Source organism: Actinopolyspora mortivallis DSM 44261 (assembly GCF_000384035.1).
In the GTDB taxonomy this organism is placed as follows: Bacteria; Actinomycetota; Actinomycetes; order Mycobacteriales; family Pseudonocardiaceae; genus Actinopolyspora; species Actinopolyspora mortivallis.
On the sequence record NZ_KB913024.1, the window covers coordinates 995,806 to 1,013,545 of the forward strand.

20 protein-coding genes are annotated in these 17,740 nt (G+C 70.0%); 5 read left to right on the forward strand and 15 right to left on the reverse strand.

Going from position 1 to position 17,740, the window contains the following annotated elements:
- Positions 1-24: 24 nt before the first annotated feature.
- The 5 genes from ACTMO_RS0104890 to ACTMO_RS0104910 all read right to left on the reverse strand — a co-directional run bounded on the left by ACTMO_RS0104890 (position 25) and on the right by ACTMO_RS0104910 (position 6,724).
- Positions 25-2,133 carry a 3-hydroxyacyl-CoA dehydrogenase NAD-binding domain-containing protein gene (locus tag ACTMO_RS0104890; RefSeq protein ID WP_019853548.1) on the reverse strand — a complete coding sequence of 703 codons (2,109 nt, stop codon included), beginning with the start codon at positions 2,131-2,133 and terminating at the stop codon, positions 25-27.
- A complete protein-coding gene (locus tag ACTMO_RS0104895; protein ID WP_019853549.1) occupies positions 2,130-3,323 on the reverse strand; it encodes an acetyl-CoA C-acyltransferase in 1,194 nt (397 codons plus the stop codon). The genes ACTMO_RS0104890 and ACTMO_RS0104895 overlap by 4 nt, the downstream gene beginning before the upstream one ends.
- A 274-nt stretch (positions 3,324-3,597) precedes the next feature.
- Entirely contained in the window at positions 3,598-4,839 is a 1,242-nt protein-coding gene (locus ACTMO_RS0104900; RefSeq protein ID WP_019853550.1) for a ribonuclease D, read from the reverse strand.
- Between the two features lie 88 nt (positions 4,840-4,927).
- Positions 4,928-5,581, reverse strand: coding sequence for a response regulator (locus tag ACTMO_RS20335; RefSeq protein ID WP_181188168.1), 654 nt, complete (start codon positions 5,579-5,581; stop codon positions 4,928-4,930).
- Between the two features lie 579 nt (positions 5,582-6,160).
- Positions 6,161-6,724 carry a DUF3000 family protein gene (locus ACTMO_RS0104910; protein ID WP_026448887.1) on the reverse strand — a complete coding sequence of 188 codons (564 nt, stop codon included), beginning with the start codon at positions 6,722-6,724 and terminating at the stop codon, positions 6,161-6,163.
- Positions 6,725-7,078: 354 nt separating this feature from the next.
- Here ACTMO_RS0104910 and hemE point away from each other — a divergent pair, with 354 nt between their 5' ends.
- From hemE to ACTMO_RS20340, 4 genes are all read left to right on the forward strand, one after another.
- Positions 7,079-8,179 (forward strand): uroporphyrinogen decarboxylase, encoded by a 1,101-nt coding sequence (gene hemE / locus ACTMO_RS0104915; RefSeq protein WP_019853553.1) that lies wholly within the window; start codon positions 7,079-7,081, stop codon positions 8,177-8,179.
- Positions 8,176-9,585 carry a protoporphyrinogen oxidase gene (hemG, locus tag ACTMO_RS0104920; RefSeq protein WP_019853554.1) on the forward strand — a complete coding sequence of 470 codons (1,410 nt, stop codon included), beginning with the start codon at positions 8,176-8,178 and terminating at the stop codon, positions 9,583-9,585. Before hemE ends, hemG begins: the two co-directional genes overlap by 4 nt.
- Before the next feature lie 42 nt (positions 9,586-9,627).
- Entirely contained in the window at positions 9,628-10,326 is a 699-nt protein-coding gene (hemQ, locus tag ACTMO_RS0104925; protein ID WP_019853555.1) for a hydrogen peroxide-dependent heme synthase, read from the forward strand.
- A 137-nt stretch (positions 10,327-10,463) separates the two neighbouring features.
- Positions 10,464-10,661 carry a hypothetical protein gene (locus ACTMO_RS20340; RefSeq protein ID WP_019853556.1) on the forward strand — a complete coding sequence of 66 codons (198 nt, stop codon included), beginning with the start codon at positions 10,464-10,466 and terminating at the stop codon, positions 10,659-10,661.
- A gap of 16 nt (positions 10,662-10,677) precedes the next feature.
- Here the strand turns inward: ACTMO_RS20340 and msrB are convergent, their stop codons facing one another.
- From msrB to ACTMO_RS0104945, 3 genes are all read right to left on the reverse strand, one after another.
- Positions 10,678-11,109: a peptide-methionine (R)-S-oxide reductase MsrB gene (gene msrB / locus ACTMO_RS0104935; protein ID WP_019853557.1), complete on the reverse strand. Its 432-nt coding sequence runs from the start codon at positions 11,107-11,109 to the stop codon at positions 10,678-10,680.
- A gap of 81 nt (positions 11,110-11,190) precedes the next feature.
- Positions 11,191-11,490 (reverse strand): hypothetical protein, encoded by a 300-nt coding sequence (locus tag ACTMO_RS0104940; RefSeq protein ID WP_019853558.1) that lies wholly within the window; start codon positions 11,488-11,490, stop codon positions 11,191-11,193.
- Between the two features lie 328 nt (positions 11,491-11,818).
- Positions 11,819-13,372, reverse strand: a complete 1,554-nt coding sequence (locus ACTMO_RS0104945; RefSeq protein ID WP_245556034.1) for an alpha/beta fold hydrolase — start codon at positions 13,370-13,372, stop codon at positions 11,819-11,821.
- Between the two features lie 237 nt (positions 13,373-13,609).
- On the opposite strand from ACTMO_RS0104945, the gene ACTMO_RS0104950 reads away from it, so the two are divergent.
- Positions 13,610-14,512, forward strand: coding sequence for an EamA family transporter (locus tag ACTMO_RS0104950; RefSeq protein ID WP_019853560.1), 903 nt, complete (start codon positions 13,610-13,612; stop codon positions 14,510-14,512).
- A 19-nt stretch (positions 14,513-14,531) separates the two neighbouring features.
- On the opposite strand, the gene amaP is transcribed toward ACTMO_RS0104950, so the two are convergent.
- The 7 genes from amaP to ACTMO_RS0104985 all read right to left on the reverse strand — a co-directional run bounded on the left by amaP (position 14,532) and on the right by ACTMO_RS0104985 (position 17,613).
- On the reverse strand, positions 14,532-15,161 hold the full coding sequence (gene amaP, locus ACTMO_RS0104955; RefSeq protein ID WP_019853561.1) for an alkaline shock response membrane anchor protein AmaP: 630 nt from the start codon (positions 15,159-15,161) through the stop codon (positions 14,532-14,534).
- A gap of 26 nt (positions 15,162-15,187) precedes the next feature.
- Positions 15,188-15,721: a DUF6286 domain-containing protein gene (locus ACTMO_RS0104960; protein ID WP_019853562.1), complete on the reverse strand. Its 534-nt coding sequence runs from the start codon at positions 15,719-15,721 to the stop codon at positions 15,188-15,190.
- Positions 15,722-15,724: 3 nt separating this feature from the next.
- A complete protein-coding gene (locus ACTMO_RS0104965; protein WP_019853563.1) occupies positions 15,725-16,117 on the reverse strand; it encodes an Asp23/Gls24 family envelope stress response protein in 393 nt (130 codons plus the stop codon).
- The gene (locus tag ACTMO_RS0104970) at positions 16,114-16,293 is read right to left on the reverse strand and encodes a DUF2273 domain-containing protein (protein ID WP_026448889.1); all 180 of its coding nucleotides are present in this window, start codon (positions 16,291-16,293) and stop codon (positions 16,114-16,116) included. The genes ACTMO_RS0104965 and ACTMO_RS0104970 overlap by 4 nt, the downstream gene beginning before the upstream one ends.
- Positions 16,294-16,344: 51 nt before the next feature.
- Positions 16,345-16,641, reverse strand: a complete 297-nt coding sequence (locus ACTMO_RS0104975; protein WP_019853565.1) for a hypothetical protein — start codon at positions 16,639-16,641, stop codon at positions 16,345-16,347.
- The gene (locus ACTMO_RS0104980; protein ID WP_019853566.1) at positions 16,625-16,981 is read right to left on the reverse strand and encodes a hypothetical protein; all 357 of its coding nucleotides are present in this window, start codon (positions 16,979-16,981) and stop codon (positions 16,625-16,627) included. Before ACTMO_RS0104980 ends, ACTMO_RS0104975 begins: the two co-directional genes overlap by 17 nt.
- A gap of 89 nt (positions 16,982-17,070) precedes the next feature.
- The gene (locus ACTMO_RS0104985; RefSeq protein ID WP_019853567.1) at positions 17,071-17,613 is read right to left on the reverse strand and encodes an Asp23/Gls24 family envelope stress response protein; all 543 of its coding nucleotides are present in this window, start codon (positions 17,611-17,613) and stop codon (positions 17,071-17,073) included.
- Positions 17,614-17,740: the final 127 nt, after the last annotated feature.

The following is a 17,740-nucleotide window of genomic DNA, read 5'->3' on the forward strand; positions in this document are numbered from 1 at the left end:
GCTTTCCGCACGGCGTTGCCGGTGTCAGCCGGTGGCCACGCTCGCCACGCCCGGCTCCAGGAAACGCCTGCCGTTGACCAGCTCGGAGTAGCCCGAACGGTCCAGGTACGGCGTGATGCCGCCCAGCCAGAAGGGCCAACCGGCACCGAGGATCATGCACAGGTCGAGGTCGGCGGCCTCCAGCACCACGTTCTCGTCCAGCATGATCCTGGCTTCCTCCGCCAGGGCGCGCAGGGCCCGATCGCGGACCTGCTCCTCGGACAGCGGGGCGTCACCCTGCTTCCAGAGTTCGGCCACCTCGGGGTCGACGATCTGGTTGCCCGCCTCGTCGGTGGTCCACACCGCGGTCTTGCCCGCCTCGACGAACCGCTGGAGGTTCTCGCTGATCCCGAAGCGGTCCGGGTAGGCCGCGTGCATGGTCTCGTTGACGTGCTGGGCGATCGCGGGACCGACCAGCTGCAACAGCACCATCGGGCTCATCGGCAGCCCGAGCGGGTCCAGTGCCCGGTCGGCGACCTCGAAGGGGGTCCCCTCGTCGACCGAGGCGATGACCTCGCCGAGGAAACGGGTCAGCAGCCGGTTGACCACGAAGGCCGGTGCGTCGGCGACGAGTACGCAGGACTTCTTGAGCTTCTTGCCGACCGCGAAGGCGGTGGCCAGCGTCGCGTCGTCGGTCCCCTTGCCACGCACGATCTCCAGCAGCGGCAGCACCGCGACCGGGTTGAAGAAGTGGAAGCCCACGACCCGCTCCGGGTGGGAGAGCGTCGAGGCCATCTCGCTGATCGACAGGGAGGAGGTGTTGGTCGCCAGCACGGTCTCGGGGGAGACGTGCTGTTCGAGTTCGCCGAAGACCTGCTGTTTGACCGACATCTCCTCGAACACGGCCTCGATGACGAAGTCGGCGTCGGCGAAGGTGGCCTTGTCGAGCGAGCCGGTGACCAGGCCCTTGAGCCGGTTCACCCCGTCCTGGGAGAGGCGGCCCTTCTCGGCGAGCTTGTCGATCTCGCCGTGTACGTAGGCCACGCCCTTGTCGATGCGCTCCTGGTCGATGTCGGTCAGCACGACCGGGACTTCCAGCCTCCGGGCGAACAGCAGGGCCAGTTGGCCCGCCATGAGGCCCGCACCGACGACACCGACCTTGTTGACGTCCCTGGCCAGGGACTTGTCCGGGGCTCCCGCAGGTTTCTTCGCCCGCTTCTGGGTGAGGTCGAAGGCGTAGAGGCCCGCGCGGAGCTCGTCGGACATGAGGGCGTCGGCCAGCGCCTCGGTCTCGGCCGCGTACCCCTCGTCGAGGTCGTTGTTCCGGGCGAGCTCGATCAGTTCGACGGCCTTGTCCACGGCGGGGGAGGCCCCGTGGGTCTTGGAGGCGACGAGCTGCCTGGCACGGTGGATCGCCTCGTCCCAGGCCCGGCCCCGGTCGATCTCGGGCCGCCGCACGCTCTGTTGCCCGTTGACCACGCGGGTGGCCCAGCGTACCGACTCCTCCAGGAAGTCCGGGGACTCCAGCTCGACGTCGAAGATGCCCATCTCGGTGGCCTTGCCGGACTTGAGCATCTTGTTCTGGTTGAGCGCGTTCTCCAGGATGACGGTGACCGCCTGGTCCGCCCCGATCAGGTTCGGCAGCAGTTGGGTCCCGCCCCAGCCGGGGAACAGCCCGAGGAAGCACTCCGGGAAGGCGATCGCGCCGACGTTGTCGGACACGGTGCGGTAGTGGCAGGACAGGGCCAGTTCCAGCCCGCCGCCGAGCGCGGCGCCGTTGACGAAGGCGAAGGTCGGGATCGAGGACTCGGTCAGCCTGCGGAACACGTCGTGGCCGGTTTGGGCGATGCGGTGGGCGTGTTCACGTTTCGTGAGGTGCCCGATTCCGGAGAGGTCGGCACCGACGGCGAACACGAACGGTTTGCCGGTGACCGCGATGGCCGCGGGTTCCGCCGCGAAGGCCTCGTCCAGCGCCCGGTCGAGTGCCACGAGCCCTCCGGGGCCGAAGGTGGAGGGCTTGGTGTGGTCGTGCCCGTTGTCGATGGTGACCAGCGCGAGTTTGCCCCCGAGACCGGGTGCGTCCACCAGCCGGGTGTGGGCGTTGGTGACGACCTCGTCGGGGAACAGGGCGGTGAAGTCGGTGTCGGTGCTCACTTGGCGCCCCCAGCGGTCTCGTCGTGGTGCGGGTTTTCCCAGATGACGGTGCCGCCCATGCCGAAGCCGATACACATCGTCGTGATGCCGTAGCGGACATCGGGGCGTTCGGCGAAGTGCCTGGACAACTGGGTCATCAGGCGGACACCGGAGGAGGCCAGCGGGTGGCCGCAGGCGATGGCGCCACCCCACGGGTTGACCCGCTCGTCGTCCTCGGCGATGCCGAAGTGGTCCAGGAAGGCCAGGACCTGGACGGCGAACGCCTCGTTGATCTCGAAGAGTCCGATGTCGTCGATGCTCAGTCCGGCACGCTTGAGGGCCTTCTCGGTGGCCGGAACCGGTCCGACACCCATGACCTCGGGTTCCACCCCCGCGAAGGCGTAGCCGACCATGCGCATCCCGACGGGGAGCCCGAGCTCGCGGGCGCTGTTCTCGTCGGCGATCAGGCAGCCGGTGGCGCCGTCGTTGAGTCCCGCCGAGTTCCCGGGAGTCACCCGTCCGTGGGGGCGGAAGGGAGTCTTCAGTCCTTCGAGGGACTCCGCCGTGGTGCCGGGACGCGGGGGCTCGTCACCGGTGGCCAGTCCCCAGCCGGCCTCACCGGAGCGGGTGGCGACCGGAACCAGGTCGGCGGCGATCTTGCCGGCCTCGGCCGCGGCCTGGTAGCGCTGCTGGCTGAGCGCGGCGTAGGCGTCGGTGCGCTGCTTGGTCAGCTTCGGGTACCTGTCGTGCAGGTTCTCCGCCGTGGAACCCATCACCAGCGCGGAGGAGTCCACGAGGTTGTCGGAGACGAACCGGGGGTTGGGGTCGACCCCTTCCCCCATCGGGTGGCTGCCCATGTGCTCGACCCCGCCGGCGACGGCGATGTCGTAGCCGCCGAAGCCGATGCCGCTGGCCGTGGTGGTCACGGCCGTCATGGCTCCGGCACACATCCGGTCGATGGCGAAGCCGGGCACCGACTTCGGCAGTCCGGCGAGCAGCGCCGCGTTCCTGCCGATCGTCAGTCCCTGGTCGCCGATCTGGGTGGTGGCCGCGATGGCGACTTCGTCGATCCGCTCGGGGGGAAGCTGCGGCTGCCTGCGCAGCAGTTCACGGATGACTTTGACGACCATGTCGTCCGCGCGGGTCTCGGCGTACATGCCCTTCGGACCGGCCTTGCCGAACGGCGTGCGGACGCCGTCGACGAAGACCACGTTCCTGGGGGCACGCGGCGCTCCCGCCGATGCGGGGCCGCTGCTCGTGTCGGCTGTTGCCGACGCAGGTGCTGCCACGGCGTGCTCCTTCTCGATGTGGGTACGCGCCAGGCCGGTCGGTGACTTCACAGCTCGCGGGAGTCACGGCGCTACCGGCCGGTAACGTGCACTCTAGCGCTTATTACCGAACGGTAACCACCGGGATCGTTGTCTGTTGAACCACATCGGAGTCCGCTCCTGCCGGATTCCCGGCGGGAAGCGGCCGACGGAGGTCTCAGGAGGCCTCCCGCAGGGCGGCCGTGATCCCGGAGGCGGTCAGCTCGATCTGCCACTGCCGGGCGCCGGACTCCCGGAGGAACCGCACGACCTCCGTCTCCTCCACCACCGCCGGTGGCTGCCAGCACAGTCTACGGACCACCTCGGGCAGCAGCAGATTCTCCACCGGAACGGTGTTCGCCTCGGCGATTCCGTTCAGCACCTCGCGTACCGCGCTCAGCCTGGCGGCCGCCGCCGGATCCCGTTCGGACCACCTGTTGGTCGCGGGCGGTCCGTCGTGGGCCGGGGAGACCTCGGGGAGTCGGTCGTCGGGCAGAGCCTGGGCCTCCTCCAGGGCCTCGAACCACTGGGAGGCCCGCCTGCGTTGTTGTTTGCCCCCGAACACCGGCAGCGCGACCAGTTCCTCACGAGTACGCGGGTTCTGCTGGGCGGCCTGGATGATCGCCTTGTCGGGCAGCACCCGCCCCGGAGCAAGGTCCCGACGTCGGGCCACCTCGTCCCGCGCCAGCCACAGCGCACGCACCCGAGCGAGCTGACGCGGGTCGCGCAGTCGGTGTATCCCCGAGGTGCGCCGCCACGGTTCGGGACGCGGAGCCGGGGGAGGGGCCGTCCGCACGGCTTCGAACTCCTGCAACGCCCAGTCGAGCTTGCCCTGCCTGTCCAGTTCCTCCCACAGGGCGGCACGCAGCTCCACGAGCAGCTCCACGTCGAGGGCGGCGTAGGCCAGCAGGTTGCGCGGTAACGGTCGACGGGACCAGTCCGCGGCCCCGTGGCCCTTCTCCAACCGGTAGGACAGCAGCCGCTCGGCGAGAGCCCCGAGGGAGACACGTTCGTAACCGGCCAGCCGCGCCGCCAGTTCCGTGTCGAAGAGCTTCTTCGGGTACATGCCCAGCTCTGCCAGGCACGGCAAGTCCTGGGAAGCCGCGTGCAGTATCCATTCGGTCTCGTCCAGCGCTGTGACGAGCGGCCCCAGTTCCCCGGACAACGCGACCGGATCGATCAGCATCGTCCCCGTACCGTTCCGGCGCAGCTGCAGCAGGTATGCCCGCTGCGAGTACCGGTAGCCCGAGGCGCGTTCGGTGTCGATCGCGATCGGCCCGCTGCCCGCGGCTATCGCCGCCGCGGCGAGTCGCAGGGAACGGGGTTGCTCGACGACGGGCGGCACCCCGCCCGAGGGACGTGTCAGCAGGACCGGTTCGGTTCGGTCCGGGTCGACGGAATCGGAGTGAACAGCATCCACGGCTCCCAGACGATACGTCCCTCTATCGACTGAGGGGACCAAACGGTCCGATTTTCGTCGGTCCCGGACCGAACCGGTGTTCATTCGGTCATCGAATCACCCCGGCACGCATCGCCAAGGCGACCATCTGCGCGCGATCACCGGTACCCAACTTGCGCCCGATCCGCGACAGGTGACTCTTCACCGTGAGCGCGGACAAATTGAGGGTTTCGCCGATCTCTTTGTTGGATCGGCCGTCGGCCACCAGTTGCAGTACTTCGATCTCCCGAGCGGACAGCTCACGAGGTGTGTTGTCGGTACCGGGAACCCTGGTACCGGCGGCCAGCACCGGAGCCACGTTCGGGTCGGCGTAGACCCCGCCGTCGAGTACGCGGCGCACCCCGTCCGTCACGACCGTCGGTGAGGCCGATTTCAGCAGGTAGGCCTGTGCCCCTGCCTGGAAAGCGGCCCTGACCGCGTACGGGTCGTCGGAGGAGGCGAGCACCACTATTCGCGGCCAACCCTGGCTACGTAATTCCGTAACCAGGTCTACGCCTGTCCCGTCCGGCAGCCCCAAATCGAGCACTGCTAGATCGCACGGGCCCGTGGCCAAGGCGCGTGCCTTGGCCTCGGCCATTGATGCGGCTTCGTGCACCGTGCCGGCTCCCATCTGCAGCAGCCGGGAGGAGATGGCCTCCCGGAGCAGCGGATGGTCGTCCACCACGAGCACCGTGAACAGCTCTTCCCGCGGATGCGGAACCATGTTCGCCGGCAGTGTGCCGGCTGGCGTGGTACGAGCGGCCTGACCTAAGCCGACGGCAGCCACGTCACTACCTCCCTGGAGTCGGTCGTGCCCCCCGACCGGCACCGGGACTCTCGGCCAATCAGCCGCGCCACTGATCGACCGAAAGTGGTGTCGTTCAAGTTGTAGCGTAACCGTCTGAGCGGATTATGGGGACGATCAAACGGGTATGTATCCCGATCGAGTTGCCTTCGCTGTGACGCTTACTACTTCTTTTGGGTGGAATTTGGAAACAGTGTTAACGCCGCTGCGTGTTCAATCGATACAGGATTTTTCGGAGCCGTCCCGGACGGTCCTTCGCCCGGGGCTCGGCCGGAGGATCGGGATCTGGGCTCCGTCGCGGCGGGGTGGAGTGAGATGTCCGGCCACTGTTGCCGATTTTCCCGTTCGGGAGCCGGTTTCCCGGATCCCGGGAAATATGCGGCGATGACTGTTTCCTCGAGTGATGTTGTAGACGCAACTGTCATACCGCGAGAGAAGAGGGGGTGGGCCCCTCCTGGGAGAGGCCCCGGCCCGGCTCCGGGGGCCGGCGCGCGGACCTCAGCTCGGAGGACGGTGTCCCGGCATGCGTACCCCCACCGGAGGCAGGCCCGCCGCGGAGGAGACCAGCTCGTGGAAAGCCCGCGCGTGGGCGGACAGCTCCTCGTCCGGTGGGGTCCAGGAGGCCCGCAGTTCCAGCTCGTGCTCCGGCTCCGGGGTAGCCAGCCGGCCGAATCCGGTGGAGGAGGACAGTGTGACCGTCCCCCCGAGCGCCGTGTACGGGGCGTGACAGGAGCGCAACGCCCCCGTCAGCCAGGACCACCCGAGTTCGGAGGTCGCCCCGTCGTGGGCCAGGTCCCGGGGCAGGTCGGCACGCAGGTACACCACGAGGCGCAGCACCCCCTCCCACTCGGGCTGTCCGCTCGGATCGTGCAGCAGCACCAGCCGCGCGGTGGCCTCCGTGCCCCCCGGGCCACACGTCTCGGCTCCGAGCGCGTAGGTCCACGGGGCGAGGCGTTTCGGGGGACGGAGTTCGTCGAGTTCGATCTCCCCACGCGGCGAGGGGGACGTCAACGCGGCAACCGCGTCCCGAAAAACCAGGGGAATCGCCGACATATCGGTCACGGCACGTAACTGTAAGCCCACCTCGCCTCCGGTCGTCCGCGCCACGCCGTGGATCATCCACAAGTTCCTTCGAACGAAGTCGGATCCTCACGCAACGGTGCGGTATGTGTCCCGAGTGTGACCGGCCACCACAGGACCGGCCGACTCTCCCGGGTGCGCGGCGTGCGAACATGACCTCGGAACCGTCGTCACGGATCCGCGCCGCCGGTGGCGGAGTGGTTCGTTCCGGTCCGCTCGCCGTCCGCTCCGGCGCGACCGGTCGGGCTGCCACACCGCCCGCCACGGACGTGCGGCCCCGCACACCATCCGGGCGTGATCCCACGCCCGCCAGTCCCTCCGACCCGGGGAGTTTTCATGAGCCTTCCCGCGAACGCGTCGAACCGCCGTCGGCTCGACGACGCGCCGTTGCTCGTGGCCGCACGTGGGGGCACACCGGCGCAGACCCCGGTGTGGTTCATGCGTCAGGCGGGGCGCTCGTTGCCCGAGTACCGCAGAGCCAGGGAAGGGGTGCCGATGCTGCGCGCCTGCCTCACCCCGGAGCTGGTCTGTGAGATAACACTACAGCCCGTGCGCAGGCACGGCGTGGACGCGGCGATCCTGTTCAGCGACATCGTGCTCCCGCTGTACGCCTCCGGGGTGGAGCTGGACATCGTCGCGGGGACCGGTCCGGTGGTCAACCACCCGGTGCGCGGGGCGGCCGACGTGGCCGCGCTGCCGGGCCTGCGCGCCGAGCAGGTGCACGGGGTGGGCGAGGCGGTGCGACTGCTGGTCCACGAGCTGGGCGAGACCCCGTTGATCGGTTTCGCCGGCGCCCCGTTCACGCTGGCCTCCTATCTGGTCGAGGGAGGTCCCAGCCGCAACCACGAGCGGACCAAGGCCCTGATGCGCTCCGAGCCGGAAACCTGGCACGCGTTGCTCGGCAAGCTCGCCGAGAACACCCTCGAGTTCCTGAGGGTGCAGCTCGACGCGGGCGTGGACGCGGTCCAGCTGTTCGACTCCTGGGCCGGAGCGCTCTCCCCACACGACTACGCCACCTACGTGCGCCCGCACACCGACAGGATCCTGCGGGGAGTGGCCGAGTACACCGACGACCGGGTTCCCCGCATCCACTTCGGGGTCGGCACGGGAGAACTGCTCGGTTCCATGTGGGAGTGCGGGGCCAGCGTGCTCGGGGTGGACTGGCGCGTGCCGCTGGACCGCGCGGTGCGGCGGCTCACCCCGATGGGAGGCGAGCCGCCCGTCGTGCAGGGCAACCTCGATCCGGCCGTGCTGTTCGCCGACTGGGAGTCCGTGCGGAGTGAGGTGGACCGCATCCTCGCCGAGGGGCGTTCCGCCGGTGGGCACGTGTTCAACCTCGGACACGGGGTGCTGCCCGACACCGACCCGGACGTGCTCACCGGCATCGTCGAGTACGTGCACTCCGTGAGTCGCACGGCCCGGCTGGACCACGCATGAGTCGTGTGGCCGTGGTGGGGGGTGGAGTCTCCGGTCTGACCGCCGCCCACCGTCTGCGCACCCTGCTGGGCCCCGAGGCGGAGATCGTCGTCGTCGACCGGGCGAACCGGCTCGGAGGAAAACTGTACACGCACCGGATCGCGGGTAGCGGCTACGACCTCGGGGCGGAGGCCTTCCTGGCCCGGCGGCCCGAGGTGCTCCGACTGGCCGAGGAGCTGGGACTCGACTCGGAGCTGGTGTACCCGAGCGGCGCCTCGGCGCGGATCCGGGCGGGTGGACACACCCTTCCGCTGCCGAGCGGGATGTTCATGGGGGTGCCCACCTCGGCCGAGGCGGTGCGTTCCGTGCTGTCCCCCGAGGGGTGTCGGCACGTCGAACGTGAGACCGAACTCCCCCCACCGAGGTGGGAGGGCACCGACGTCTCCGTGGGCGAGCTGCTGCGCTCCAGGTTCGGTGCCGAGGTGGTGGAACGCCTGGTGGAACCCCTGCTCGGTGGGGTCTACGGCGGATCCGCCGACGACCTGGGACTGCGCGCGACGATGCCCGCCCTGGCCGAGGCGCTGGACGCGGGGGCGCCTTCGCTGACCGAAGCGGCCGGCAGGGCCGCACCCGCCCCGTCCTCCGCGACCGGGCAGCGCCCCCCGGTGTTCGGCGCTTTCACGCACGGTTACGACACCCTGGTGCGCGGACTGGCGGAACGGGCGCGGGCCACGGTCGAACTGGGACTTCCCGTGCGGGAACTGCACCGCTCCGGCGGGAGCTGGGAGCTGGTCGTGGGCGGCGCCCACCGGCCCCGGACGTTGACGACCGACGCGGTGGTGCTGGCCGTGCCCCCACCGGCGGCCCGGGACCTGCTCTCCGAGGTGGCTCCGGAGGCCTCCGTCGGTTTCGGACGGATCAGACAGGCCTCCATGGCCGTGGTCGGCATGGCGCTGCCCGCCGGGGTGGAACCGCCGAGCGCCTCCGGAACGTTGGTGGCCCGTGGGGAACGGCACTCCGACGGCACGCCCTTCACGGCGAAGGCCTTCACCTTCTCCAGCACCAAGTGGCCGCACCTGCGCGGCAGTGGCGGCCAGCCGCTCGTGCGGGCCTCGGTGGGCCGAGGGGATCCGGCCGAGCTGCGCGGAAGCGACGCCGAACTGCTGCGGCTGGTGCGCGCCGATCTGGCCGAGCTGACCGGGATCACGGCGGAACCGGTCGAGACGGTCGTGACGCGCTGGGGAGGAGGAATTCCCCAGTACGGCGTCGGTCACACGGAGACGGTCGCCGCCGTGGAGGAGGCCGTGAACCGGCTACCCGGCCTCGCCGTCGCGGGGGCGGCGTTGCACGGGGTGGGGGTTCCGGCGTGTGTGGGAACCGGCGAGGCGGCCGCGCGGCGGATCGCCGGGCAGCTGTCCCGTGACTGACCTCTCCACGGCGGGCGTTCCGCGCGGTGGCAGACTGAGGGCATGGCCCGCCTGAACTACGCCGAGCTGAACGAGACGATCCGCTACGCCATGTGGTCGGTGTTCCGGGTGCGCCCCGGGGAACTGCCCGAGGACAGGGAGAAGGCGGCGTCCGCGACCAAGGAGTTCCTGGAGGGGCTGGAGGACTCCTCCGGCGTCGTGGTGCGCGGTGTCTACGACGTGTCCGGACTGCGGGCGGACGCGGACTTCATGATCTGGTGGCACGCTCCGCGCGTGGAGGATGTGCAGGCGGCCTACACGGCCTTCCGGCGGGAGACCCCGCTGGGGCGCGCGAGCGATCCGGTGTGGAGCAATGTGGCGGTGCACCGGCCCGCCGAGTTCAACAAGAGTCACGTCCCGGCCTTCATCGCGGGGGAGGAGCCCCGGGCCTACGTGTGCGTCTACCCCTTCGTCCGTTCCTACGAGTGGTACCTGCTGCCGGACGACGAGCGCAGGGACATGCTCGTGGAGCACGGCAAGGAAGCGCGGGACTACCCGGACGTGCGCGCCAACACCGTCCCGGCCTTCGCGCTGGGCGACTACGAGTGGATCCTCTCCTTCGAGGCGGACGAGCTGTACCGCCTGGTCGACCTGATGCGTCACCTGCGGGGGACCCAGGCCCGGCTGCACGTCCGTGAGGAGACCCCTTTCTACACCGGTCCCCGGGTGGACGTGGAACAGCTGCTCACCCGGTTGCCCTGAACCCCGAGGTCTCCCCGTGCCGGCCTCGTCGGACGGGTGCGGGACGTTTCGACCTGGTCGTCTTCGACCCCCCGTTCCGCTGGTTCCCCGCCAGGGACCTGGCGGAAAGGGCCACCACCGACCCCGGATACCGGGCGTTGACCGCGTTCTTCGACCGGGGCCGGGACCATCTCACCCGGCGGGGCCGGATGCTGGTCCTCTTCGGCCCCTCCGGGGATCTCGACTTCCTCCGGGAGCTCGCCGCCCGGCGGGACTTCACGGTCGAGACGGTGGCCGGGGTCACCGTCCTCGGGCGGGAGGAGTCGGTTTCCTACTACACCTTCCGGATGAGCTGAGAGCGGACACCCCGGGTCATGTCCCGGAGTCGCTGTCCACCAGGCGCAACGCGACCGAGTTGATGCAGTAGCGCTGGTCGGTGGGCGTGGGATAGCCCTCGCCCTCGAAGACGTGGCCCAAGTGGCTGTGGCAGGAGGCGCAGAGCACCTCGACCCGGATCATGCCGTGCGAGCGGTCCTCGCGCAGCAGCACCGCGTCCGAGTCGGCCGGATCCCAGAACGAGGGCCATCCACAGTGCGAGTCGAACTTGGTGGAGCTGCGGAAGAGCTCGGCCCCACAGGCCCGGCACTCGTAGACACCCTCGCTCTTCTCGTGGACGTACTCCCCGCTGTAGGGGCGTTCGGTCGCGCCTTCGCGCAGTACCGCGTACTCCTCGGGAGCCAGCTGCTCCCGCCACTGTTGTTCGGACTTGGCGACGCTGGGAGTGGTTCCCGTTACCGGATCCATACCCCCACGATAATCCTTCCGGGTGGCTCGCCGGTGCCGTGAGGTCACGGGAGGGAACCGGTGCGCCGTCGTCGCCCGGGGTCAGCTGGCGAACACGTACACCAGCACGTTCCACACGGTGAACCCCACCCCGAACAGGATCAGGGCTACCACCAGGACCGCCAGCAGCCTGCGCTGTCCGCGCAGCCGGTTCGCGCTGTGCGCGAACTCCCCGACGCCACGCAGCATCCCCTCCACGGTCGCCCTGGAGTCGCAACGCTCCATGCGGTCGAGATGCGCGGCGAACTCCCTGGTCTCGGGGTCATGCGGGTCCAGTCCGACCAGGTCCTCGGCGAAACGGCCGGCCGGCTCGTCCGGTTCACCGTGCTCGGCACGTGGCATGGCAACACGGTAACCCGCCGTGCCAGTCCGTGCGTGACTTTCACCCGGGAGTCGTCACGGGGTCCTGGTGGCGAAAGAGCGGTATCCTCCTTCCGGCGGTATTCCCGGCTGTCCGTCGGGGGCAGGATCCCTCGGTGGAAGTTCCTGCGATCGGGAGGCCGTCATGGAACAGACAGCAGTGCACTCCACCATCGAGACACACTTCGGCGGTTGCGGTTGCTGCAGCAGCTGCAGCGGACCGTCCTGCGGGTGTTGCAGCAGCTGCTGACCGACACCCCTGTTCCGGGTCGGTGTCACCACCGGCCCGGAACAGTCGTCTCGGGACCGCTCAGGCCGGGCAGGTCGTTTCCGGGGCGGGGAGGCTGCCCTCGCCGAAGAACCGTTCGACGATCCCGGTCACGCAGTCGGACCGCCCGAGCGCTCCGTGGCCGCTTCCCAGCCAGTTCACCGTGATCCCCTGGGTGAGGCTGTTGGCGAGCTTCTCACCGCCCTGGGCGGGCAGGAACGGATCGTGTTCGGTGGTGATCACCGGCACGGGGGGAAGGTCCCCGTTCCCGGGGGAGGGAAGCGCCTCCTGCGGACGTGGCCACGGTGAGCACTGAACGAGTTCCTGGGCGAAGACCCCACCGAACAGGGGGAGTTCGTTCACCCACTGCCGCATGACGTCGGTGGCCCGTTCCGGGGGAAGTCGCACCATGGTGTCGTTGCACCTGGTGATCATGCGGGCGTCCAGTTCGGTCGGTGCCGGCACCGGGTCGCGGACGAACGAGGCCAGTTCGGTGGCGTCTCCGTCGTCCGCCGCGGCGAGAGCCTCACCCAGACGGGGCCACGAATTCCGCTCGGCCAGCCCGCCCAGCACTGCGCGGATCACTTCACCGGGACGCAGGGCCTCGGCCGTCGTGGACAACCCGGACTCGCGTGCCTTCCGCAGCAGTCGCTGTACCAGTTCCCGTGGGGTCTCATCCAAGGCGCAGTCCTGGCCCCGTCGGCACCACTGGGCGAACCTGTCGAAGGTTCTCTCGGCACTGCGGGCCTGGTTCTTGGCGCGGGCGAGTGGGTCGAGCACGGGATCGGGGACACCGTCCAGCACCATCCTCCCGACAGAGTCGGGATACCTCCGGGCGTAGGTCGTCAGCACCCGTGAGCCCTCGCCCCGCCCGATGACGTGCAACCTGGGCACTCCCAGTTCGACGCGCAGCTCCTCCAGATCCTCGGCCGTGTGCCGGGTGTCGTAGGTCTGGGCGCGGCGCTCCAGATCGAGCAGGCACTCGTTGCTGGCCGAACGCGCGGAGTCCAACAGTTCGTCCAGCTCGGAGCCGCTCTCCGCCCGCGGGTCGAACCCCGTGAGGGTGGCGCGGTCCGCCGGGGGGACGCAGTCGAGTGGATCGGACTCGCCGCTTCCCCTGCGGTCCACTCCGATGAGGGTGAACTCGCGCAGCATCTCCTCGGGAAGCTGGGTGGCCAGCCGCGCCGCGAAGGTGGTGCCCGGCTCCCCGCGAATGTCGTTGACCACCACCAGCGGGATCCCTCCCGTGCCCACCCGCAGCAGGGCGATGCGCATGGTTCCGCCGTACCGCATCCGGTCGGAGCCGACAGCGGTGGTCATGCGGGCGCAGGAGAAACGCGTGTCCTCGGCGGGCTCGGCTCCGTCCAGCTCGTTGCTGGTGCTCGCGGTGCAGTCGTGCCAGTCGAGTGCCTGCCGCCCCTGCGGCCCCAACGGCGGGAGGGGGCGTGGCCCGGGTGAGCCCCGGTCCGGGGGAACCTGCTGCTGCTCACCCCGCTGGGCCACCGCCGGACGGTCCGAGGGGCCGGCCGAACAGGCTGGGACCGCCAGCAGTAACAGCACGGCACAGATCCGTCCGACGAGGCGCGTGGGGGGCACGGGAACTCCTTTGCGACGCTGTCCGGTGGCGGGAGTCTCGCGCGGACTCGTTTCCGCGGGTGGTTCCGGGCCGAAGCATCGCACGGGCGCCGTGATCATCGGGCGAGCGGGTTCACCCGGGACGGCGTCCGTGTCGTTCGGCTCGCATATTCTCCGGTCGGTGCTCCGGGGCCGCGGCCCGGTGGTTGCCGGAGCCGTCGCTGGTGACGCCCGGGAGGAAGGGAGTGCGAGGTCGACGTGGAGCGCGCGAAGGAGGCCCCGACCGGCCGTGGAGTCGTCGCGGAGCTCGGCAGGTTGTCCGGCAGGGCGTTCGCAGCCGCCCCGCCACCGTTGTTCGTGGTGACCGGGATGATCAGTCTCCAGGTCGGTGCGGCCTTCGCCAAACGCCTGTTCGAGCTCGCCGGGCCGTTCGGGATCAGCGCTATCCGCCTCACCGTCGCCGCGACGGTGCTGCTGCTGGTGTGGCGGCCCTCACTCCGGATGGAGCCGCGGACCTTCCTCGTGGTCGCGGGCTACGGTGTGGTGCTGGCCGGGATGAACACCAGTATCTACCTGGCGTTCGAACGCATCCCCCTCGGAGTGGCCGTCACCATCGAGTTCCTCGGCCCGTTGGCGGTGGCGGTGATCGGTTCGCGGCGCGGGCTCGACGTGGTGTGGGCCGCGCTCGCCGCCGTCGGCGTGCTGCTGCTGTCCGGGATGGACGGAGGGCTCGATCCCGTCGGAGTCGGTTTCGCGCTGTTGGCCGCCGCGTGCTGGGCGGGCTACATCGTCATGGGGGGCAAACTCGGTGACCGAACCACCGGCGGGAGGGGACTCGCCGTGGGAATGGCCGTCGGCGCGCTGTTGGCGCTGCCACTCGGCGTGGTGGAGTCCGGCTCGGCGTTGCTGCGCCCCGGCGTGCTGGCCGCGGGACTCGTGGTGGCGCTGATGTCCTCGGTGATCCCCTACTCGATGGAGCTGGAGGCGTTGCGCCGCCTTCCGGCCAGGGTGTTCGGGGTGCTGATGAGTCTGGAGCCCGCCGTGGCCACGCTGGCCGGCTTGGTCGTGCTGCACGAGACGCTGGGGGTGGCGCAGTGGTTGGCCGTGGGCTGCGTGGTGGCCGCATCCGTCGGGGCGACCAGAACGGGACGAAGCGCCTGAGCTCCGAACCGGCGGAGCCTCAGCGCACCCTCGGTTCCCGGGAGCGGTCCAACTCCAGGCGGATCGCGGTGGGCAGCACCTCGGTCTGCAGGGCGCTGCGCGCCCGGGACAGCACTTTGTGGTCCAGTTCCTCCCAGACCCCGCGTACGTCGGTGTCGTCGCGCAGGGACAGCACCATGCGGATCCCGGGACGTCGCTGAGTTCCGGTGGTGCGTACCCGGGCGCCGACGACCCCGGTGACCTCGTGGGCGTCGGTGCGGATCGCCTCGGCCAGGGCCCTGCCGGACAGGGAGATCCGACCGTCACCGCCCTCCCCGACGCGGAAGTCGGGCCGCGACTCGGGGCGCGACGCGCGCACCACCCACCAGAGACCGAGCACGATCAGCACGATCCCGAGTACCACGGCGGCGGCCAGGGTGAGACGGGGCTGGTCCGTCATCCAGCGTCGGGCGAGCGGGTCCAGCAGGGGACGTCTCGCTCGGTAGGTGCCCAACGCACCGCTTCCGACCAGCAACACGAACGTGCCGACCAACAGGGCCAGCGTTCCCACGAGCGCCGTCACCGTCCGTTCGAGGGCGATCGTTCTCCCCAGCAGCCGTGCGGAGTTCCCGCCGCCGTCGCGGGGGGCGTTGGCTCGTTCCGTTTCCACTGTGGGCTCCTCGGGCGTGTGCGGGCTCAGTCCCGTTTCGCCGGGCGAACCGTGACCGAGACTTTCGGGGCGGAGACCAGCGGAAGCTCGTCCACGGCGGTGCGTGCCGTCTCCCGCAGTCTGTGTTCCAGGTCCTCGGACTCCTCACCGTCGCCGAGCGCGGTCACCCGTACCGCTCCGCGTCGAGCGACCACGGTGGCTTTCGCGACCCCCTGCTGGGCCCGCACCCGGTGGCCGACCACCCTGGCCAGGGAGCGGGGACGCGTGACCACGGTCACGCCCTCGGCGGGATCGTGCAGCCGGATCTCACCACGTCCCGCACGCAGTGAGAACCACAGCAGTAGCAGGCCGAGCACCGCCGTGACGGCCGCCCCCGTCCGGACGACGGTGGATCTCCAGGACACCGCGCTCAGTTCGTCCTCCAGGGAGGAGCTGTCCGGCAGCGGGGTGGTGACGTCGGGAAACATCGTCAGCAGGACGATCTCGGTCAGCAGCAGTGCTCCCGCGGCCAGCAGAACCAGGCCGAGCAGCACCGTGAGCAACCGGATGACAAGACGCATCGCTCAATCCACTCGGGGTTTCCGGGGGTGGGGGACCAGGGCGTTGACGCGCACGTCGATCGCGTGCACCCGGCAGTTCGTCATGCGGTCGAGTTCGGTTCGTACCCGCTCGCGCACGGCGCGGATGGTGGCCTCCACCGGGGCGGGGTAGCGCAGCGCGAGGTCGAGCCGTATCCGCAGCGCCCTGTCGGGGCCGCTCACCCGGGCGCTCGTGCCGTGTCCACCCGCCCCGAAGCGTCGGGGGGTGTCCACGCAGTCGGGTTCCAGGTTCGCCGTGTGTTCCACGATCTTGCGCAGCACCTCGCGGTCGATCCGCAGCGTCCCGCGCTCGGACGCCTCGGTGGAGTGCTCCTCGGGACTCGCCGAGGAGTGGCGGGTGTCCAGTGTCTCGGTCAACGGTCCCTGCCCCGGCCGAACAGCTCACCGACGTCCATGCCGTTGTCCACGAAGCGGCCCACCGCGAAACCGAGCACGCCGACGGCCGCGGTGATCAGGAACGCGGTGAAACCCCCCAGGGCCACCGCCACGCCGAGTATCAGTCCGGCCAGCAAGCCGGTCTGTGTCGCGTTCACCACGAAAACCTTCCTGTTCGGTGTTGTGTGCTTGCTCGACGCGCCCGGTGCTCAGAGCACCCGGGGACCGCGTCTCCGACGGCTCCGCCATTCCCGCAGCCGCGCCAGCAGCCCGCGCAGACCGTCCCGGCGGACGATCACGACCGTGTCTCCGGCGCGGGTTTCCCGGGTTGTCGGCGGGGTGGGGGAGAACCCGTCGGCCTCGTCCCGTCCGCGCTGCAACGCGGCGATGCCCGCGGCGAAGGTCTCGGGGTCCCCGCCCACGTCGGGGTGATGTGTGCGGACGAACTCGCGCAGTCGTGCACGAGCCGCGGAGCGGTCCCGTGTGTACTCATCCGTCCCGGTCATCGTGTCTTCCCGTCGAGGGTTCGGGAGGGGAGGACTCCTCGGGGGCAATCACGTCGCTCACCGTGATGTTCACGGAGTCCTGCCCCGTCAGTTCCTCCAGCCGGGCGCGCAGCTCGGTGACGATCTCGGGCACTGGTCGGGACAGGCGCAGTACCACTCCCACCTCCGGCGGGCCGTCCGGAGGAAACCGCACTCCGGTGACCCGTCGCCCGGGCAGGTAAGTGGCGAGGGTGCCGTACTCTCCACCGTCCAACCGCACCACGCAGGGATGGCCGAGCGCCGCCTCGGCCAGGCGCTCGGCCGGACTGCTCCGGGTCTCCGGGGCGTTCTCACTGTTCAACGTCGTCTCCCCGTCTCCGGGACGTGTGCGATGGGGTTCTCCTCCGGGGCGGGGAGGGGACACGACCGGGTGGCCGTGGCCCCTCCGGGTCACTGCACCCGTGACCCGCCTCCGTTGCCGCCGTTCTCCTCCTCGTCCTCCGAGGGCAGGTGAATGTCGTTGACCGAGATGTTGACCTCGGTGACTTCCAGGCCGCACATGCGCTCCACGCTGTGGATCACGTTGCGCCGCACCGCCCGGGCGAGGTCCACGATCGCCGCCCCGTACTCCACGACGATGTCCAGGTCTATCGCCGCCTGACGTTCGCCGACCTCGACCTGCACTCCCGAAATGTTCGAGCTGCCGCTGCCGCCGGGAATGCGTTCCCGCAGGGCCCCGAACGCGCGCGAGACCCCGCCACCCATCGAGTGGACGCCGGCGATCTCCCGTGCCGCTATTCCCGCGATCTTCTGCACCACGGAGGAGGAGATGCTCGTTTTCCCCTGGCTGGTGTCGTCGGCGAGTCGGGCCGGGGTGCCTCCGGAACGGGACTCCGGGATGGTGGCTGCGGTCTCGCTCGCTCCGGACTGGTCCGCGCCGGACCGTGTGGAACCGGACGTGCTCGTGTGCTGGGTGCCACCGGACTGACTCATGGGTTCCCTCCGCGGGTCTTGTTGGCAGCTGTCGGTTGTTCTCGGCAACGGTGGTGACCGTGTGTCCGGTCAGATGCTAGTTCCGTTCCCGCCCTTCCGGCTCGTTCCGGAATACCCCCCGATCGGG

What these genes read in the sequence shown, in the direction of transcription:
- ACTMO_RS0104975 (WP_019853565.1), bottom strand. Translation starts at nt 16,641, where the DNA reads ATGACCGGGACGGATGAGTACACACGGGACCGCTCCGCGGCTCGTGCA.
- hemQ (WP_019853555.1), top strand. Translation starts at nt 9,628, where the DNA reads ATGGCCCGCCTGAACTACGCCGAGCTGAACGAGACGATCCGCTACGCC.
- ACTMO_RS20335 (WP_181188168.1), bottom strand. Translation starts at nt 5,581, where the DNA reads ATGGTTCCGCATCCGCGGGAAGAGCTGTTCACGGTGCTCGTGGTGGAC.
- msrB (WP_019853557.1), bottom strand. Translation starts at nt 11,109, where the DNA reads ATGGATCCGGTAACGGGAACCACTCCCAGCGTCGCCAAGTCCGAACAA.
- hemE (WP_019853553.1), top strand. Translation starts at nt 7,079, where the DNA reads ATGAGCCTTCCCGCGAACGCGTCGAACCGCCGTCGGCTCGACGACGCG.
- ACTMO_RS0104960 (WP_019853562.1), bottom strand. Translation starts at nt 15,721, where the DNA reads ATGCGTCTTGTCATCCGGTTGCTCACGGTGCTGCTCGGCCTGGTTCTG.
- ACTMO_RS0104940 (WP_019853558.1), bottom strand. Translation starts at nt 11,490, where the DNA reads ATGCCACGTGCCGAGCACGGTGAACCGGACGAGCCGGCCGGCCGTTTC.
- ACTMO_RS0104985 (WP_019853567.1), bottom strand. Translation starts at nt 17,613, where the DNA reads ATGAGTCAGTCCGGTGGCACCCAGCACACGAGCACGTCCGGTTCCACA.
- hemG (WP_019853554.1), top strand. Translation starts at nt 8,176, where the DNA reads ATGAGTCGTGTGGCCGTGGTGGGGGGTGGAGTCTCCGGTCTGACCGCC.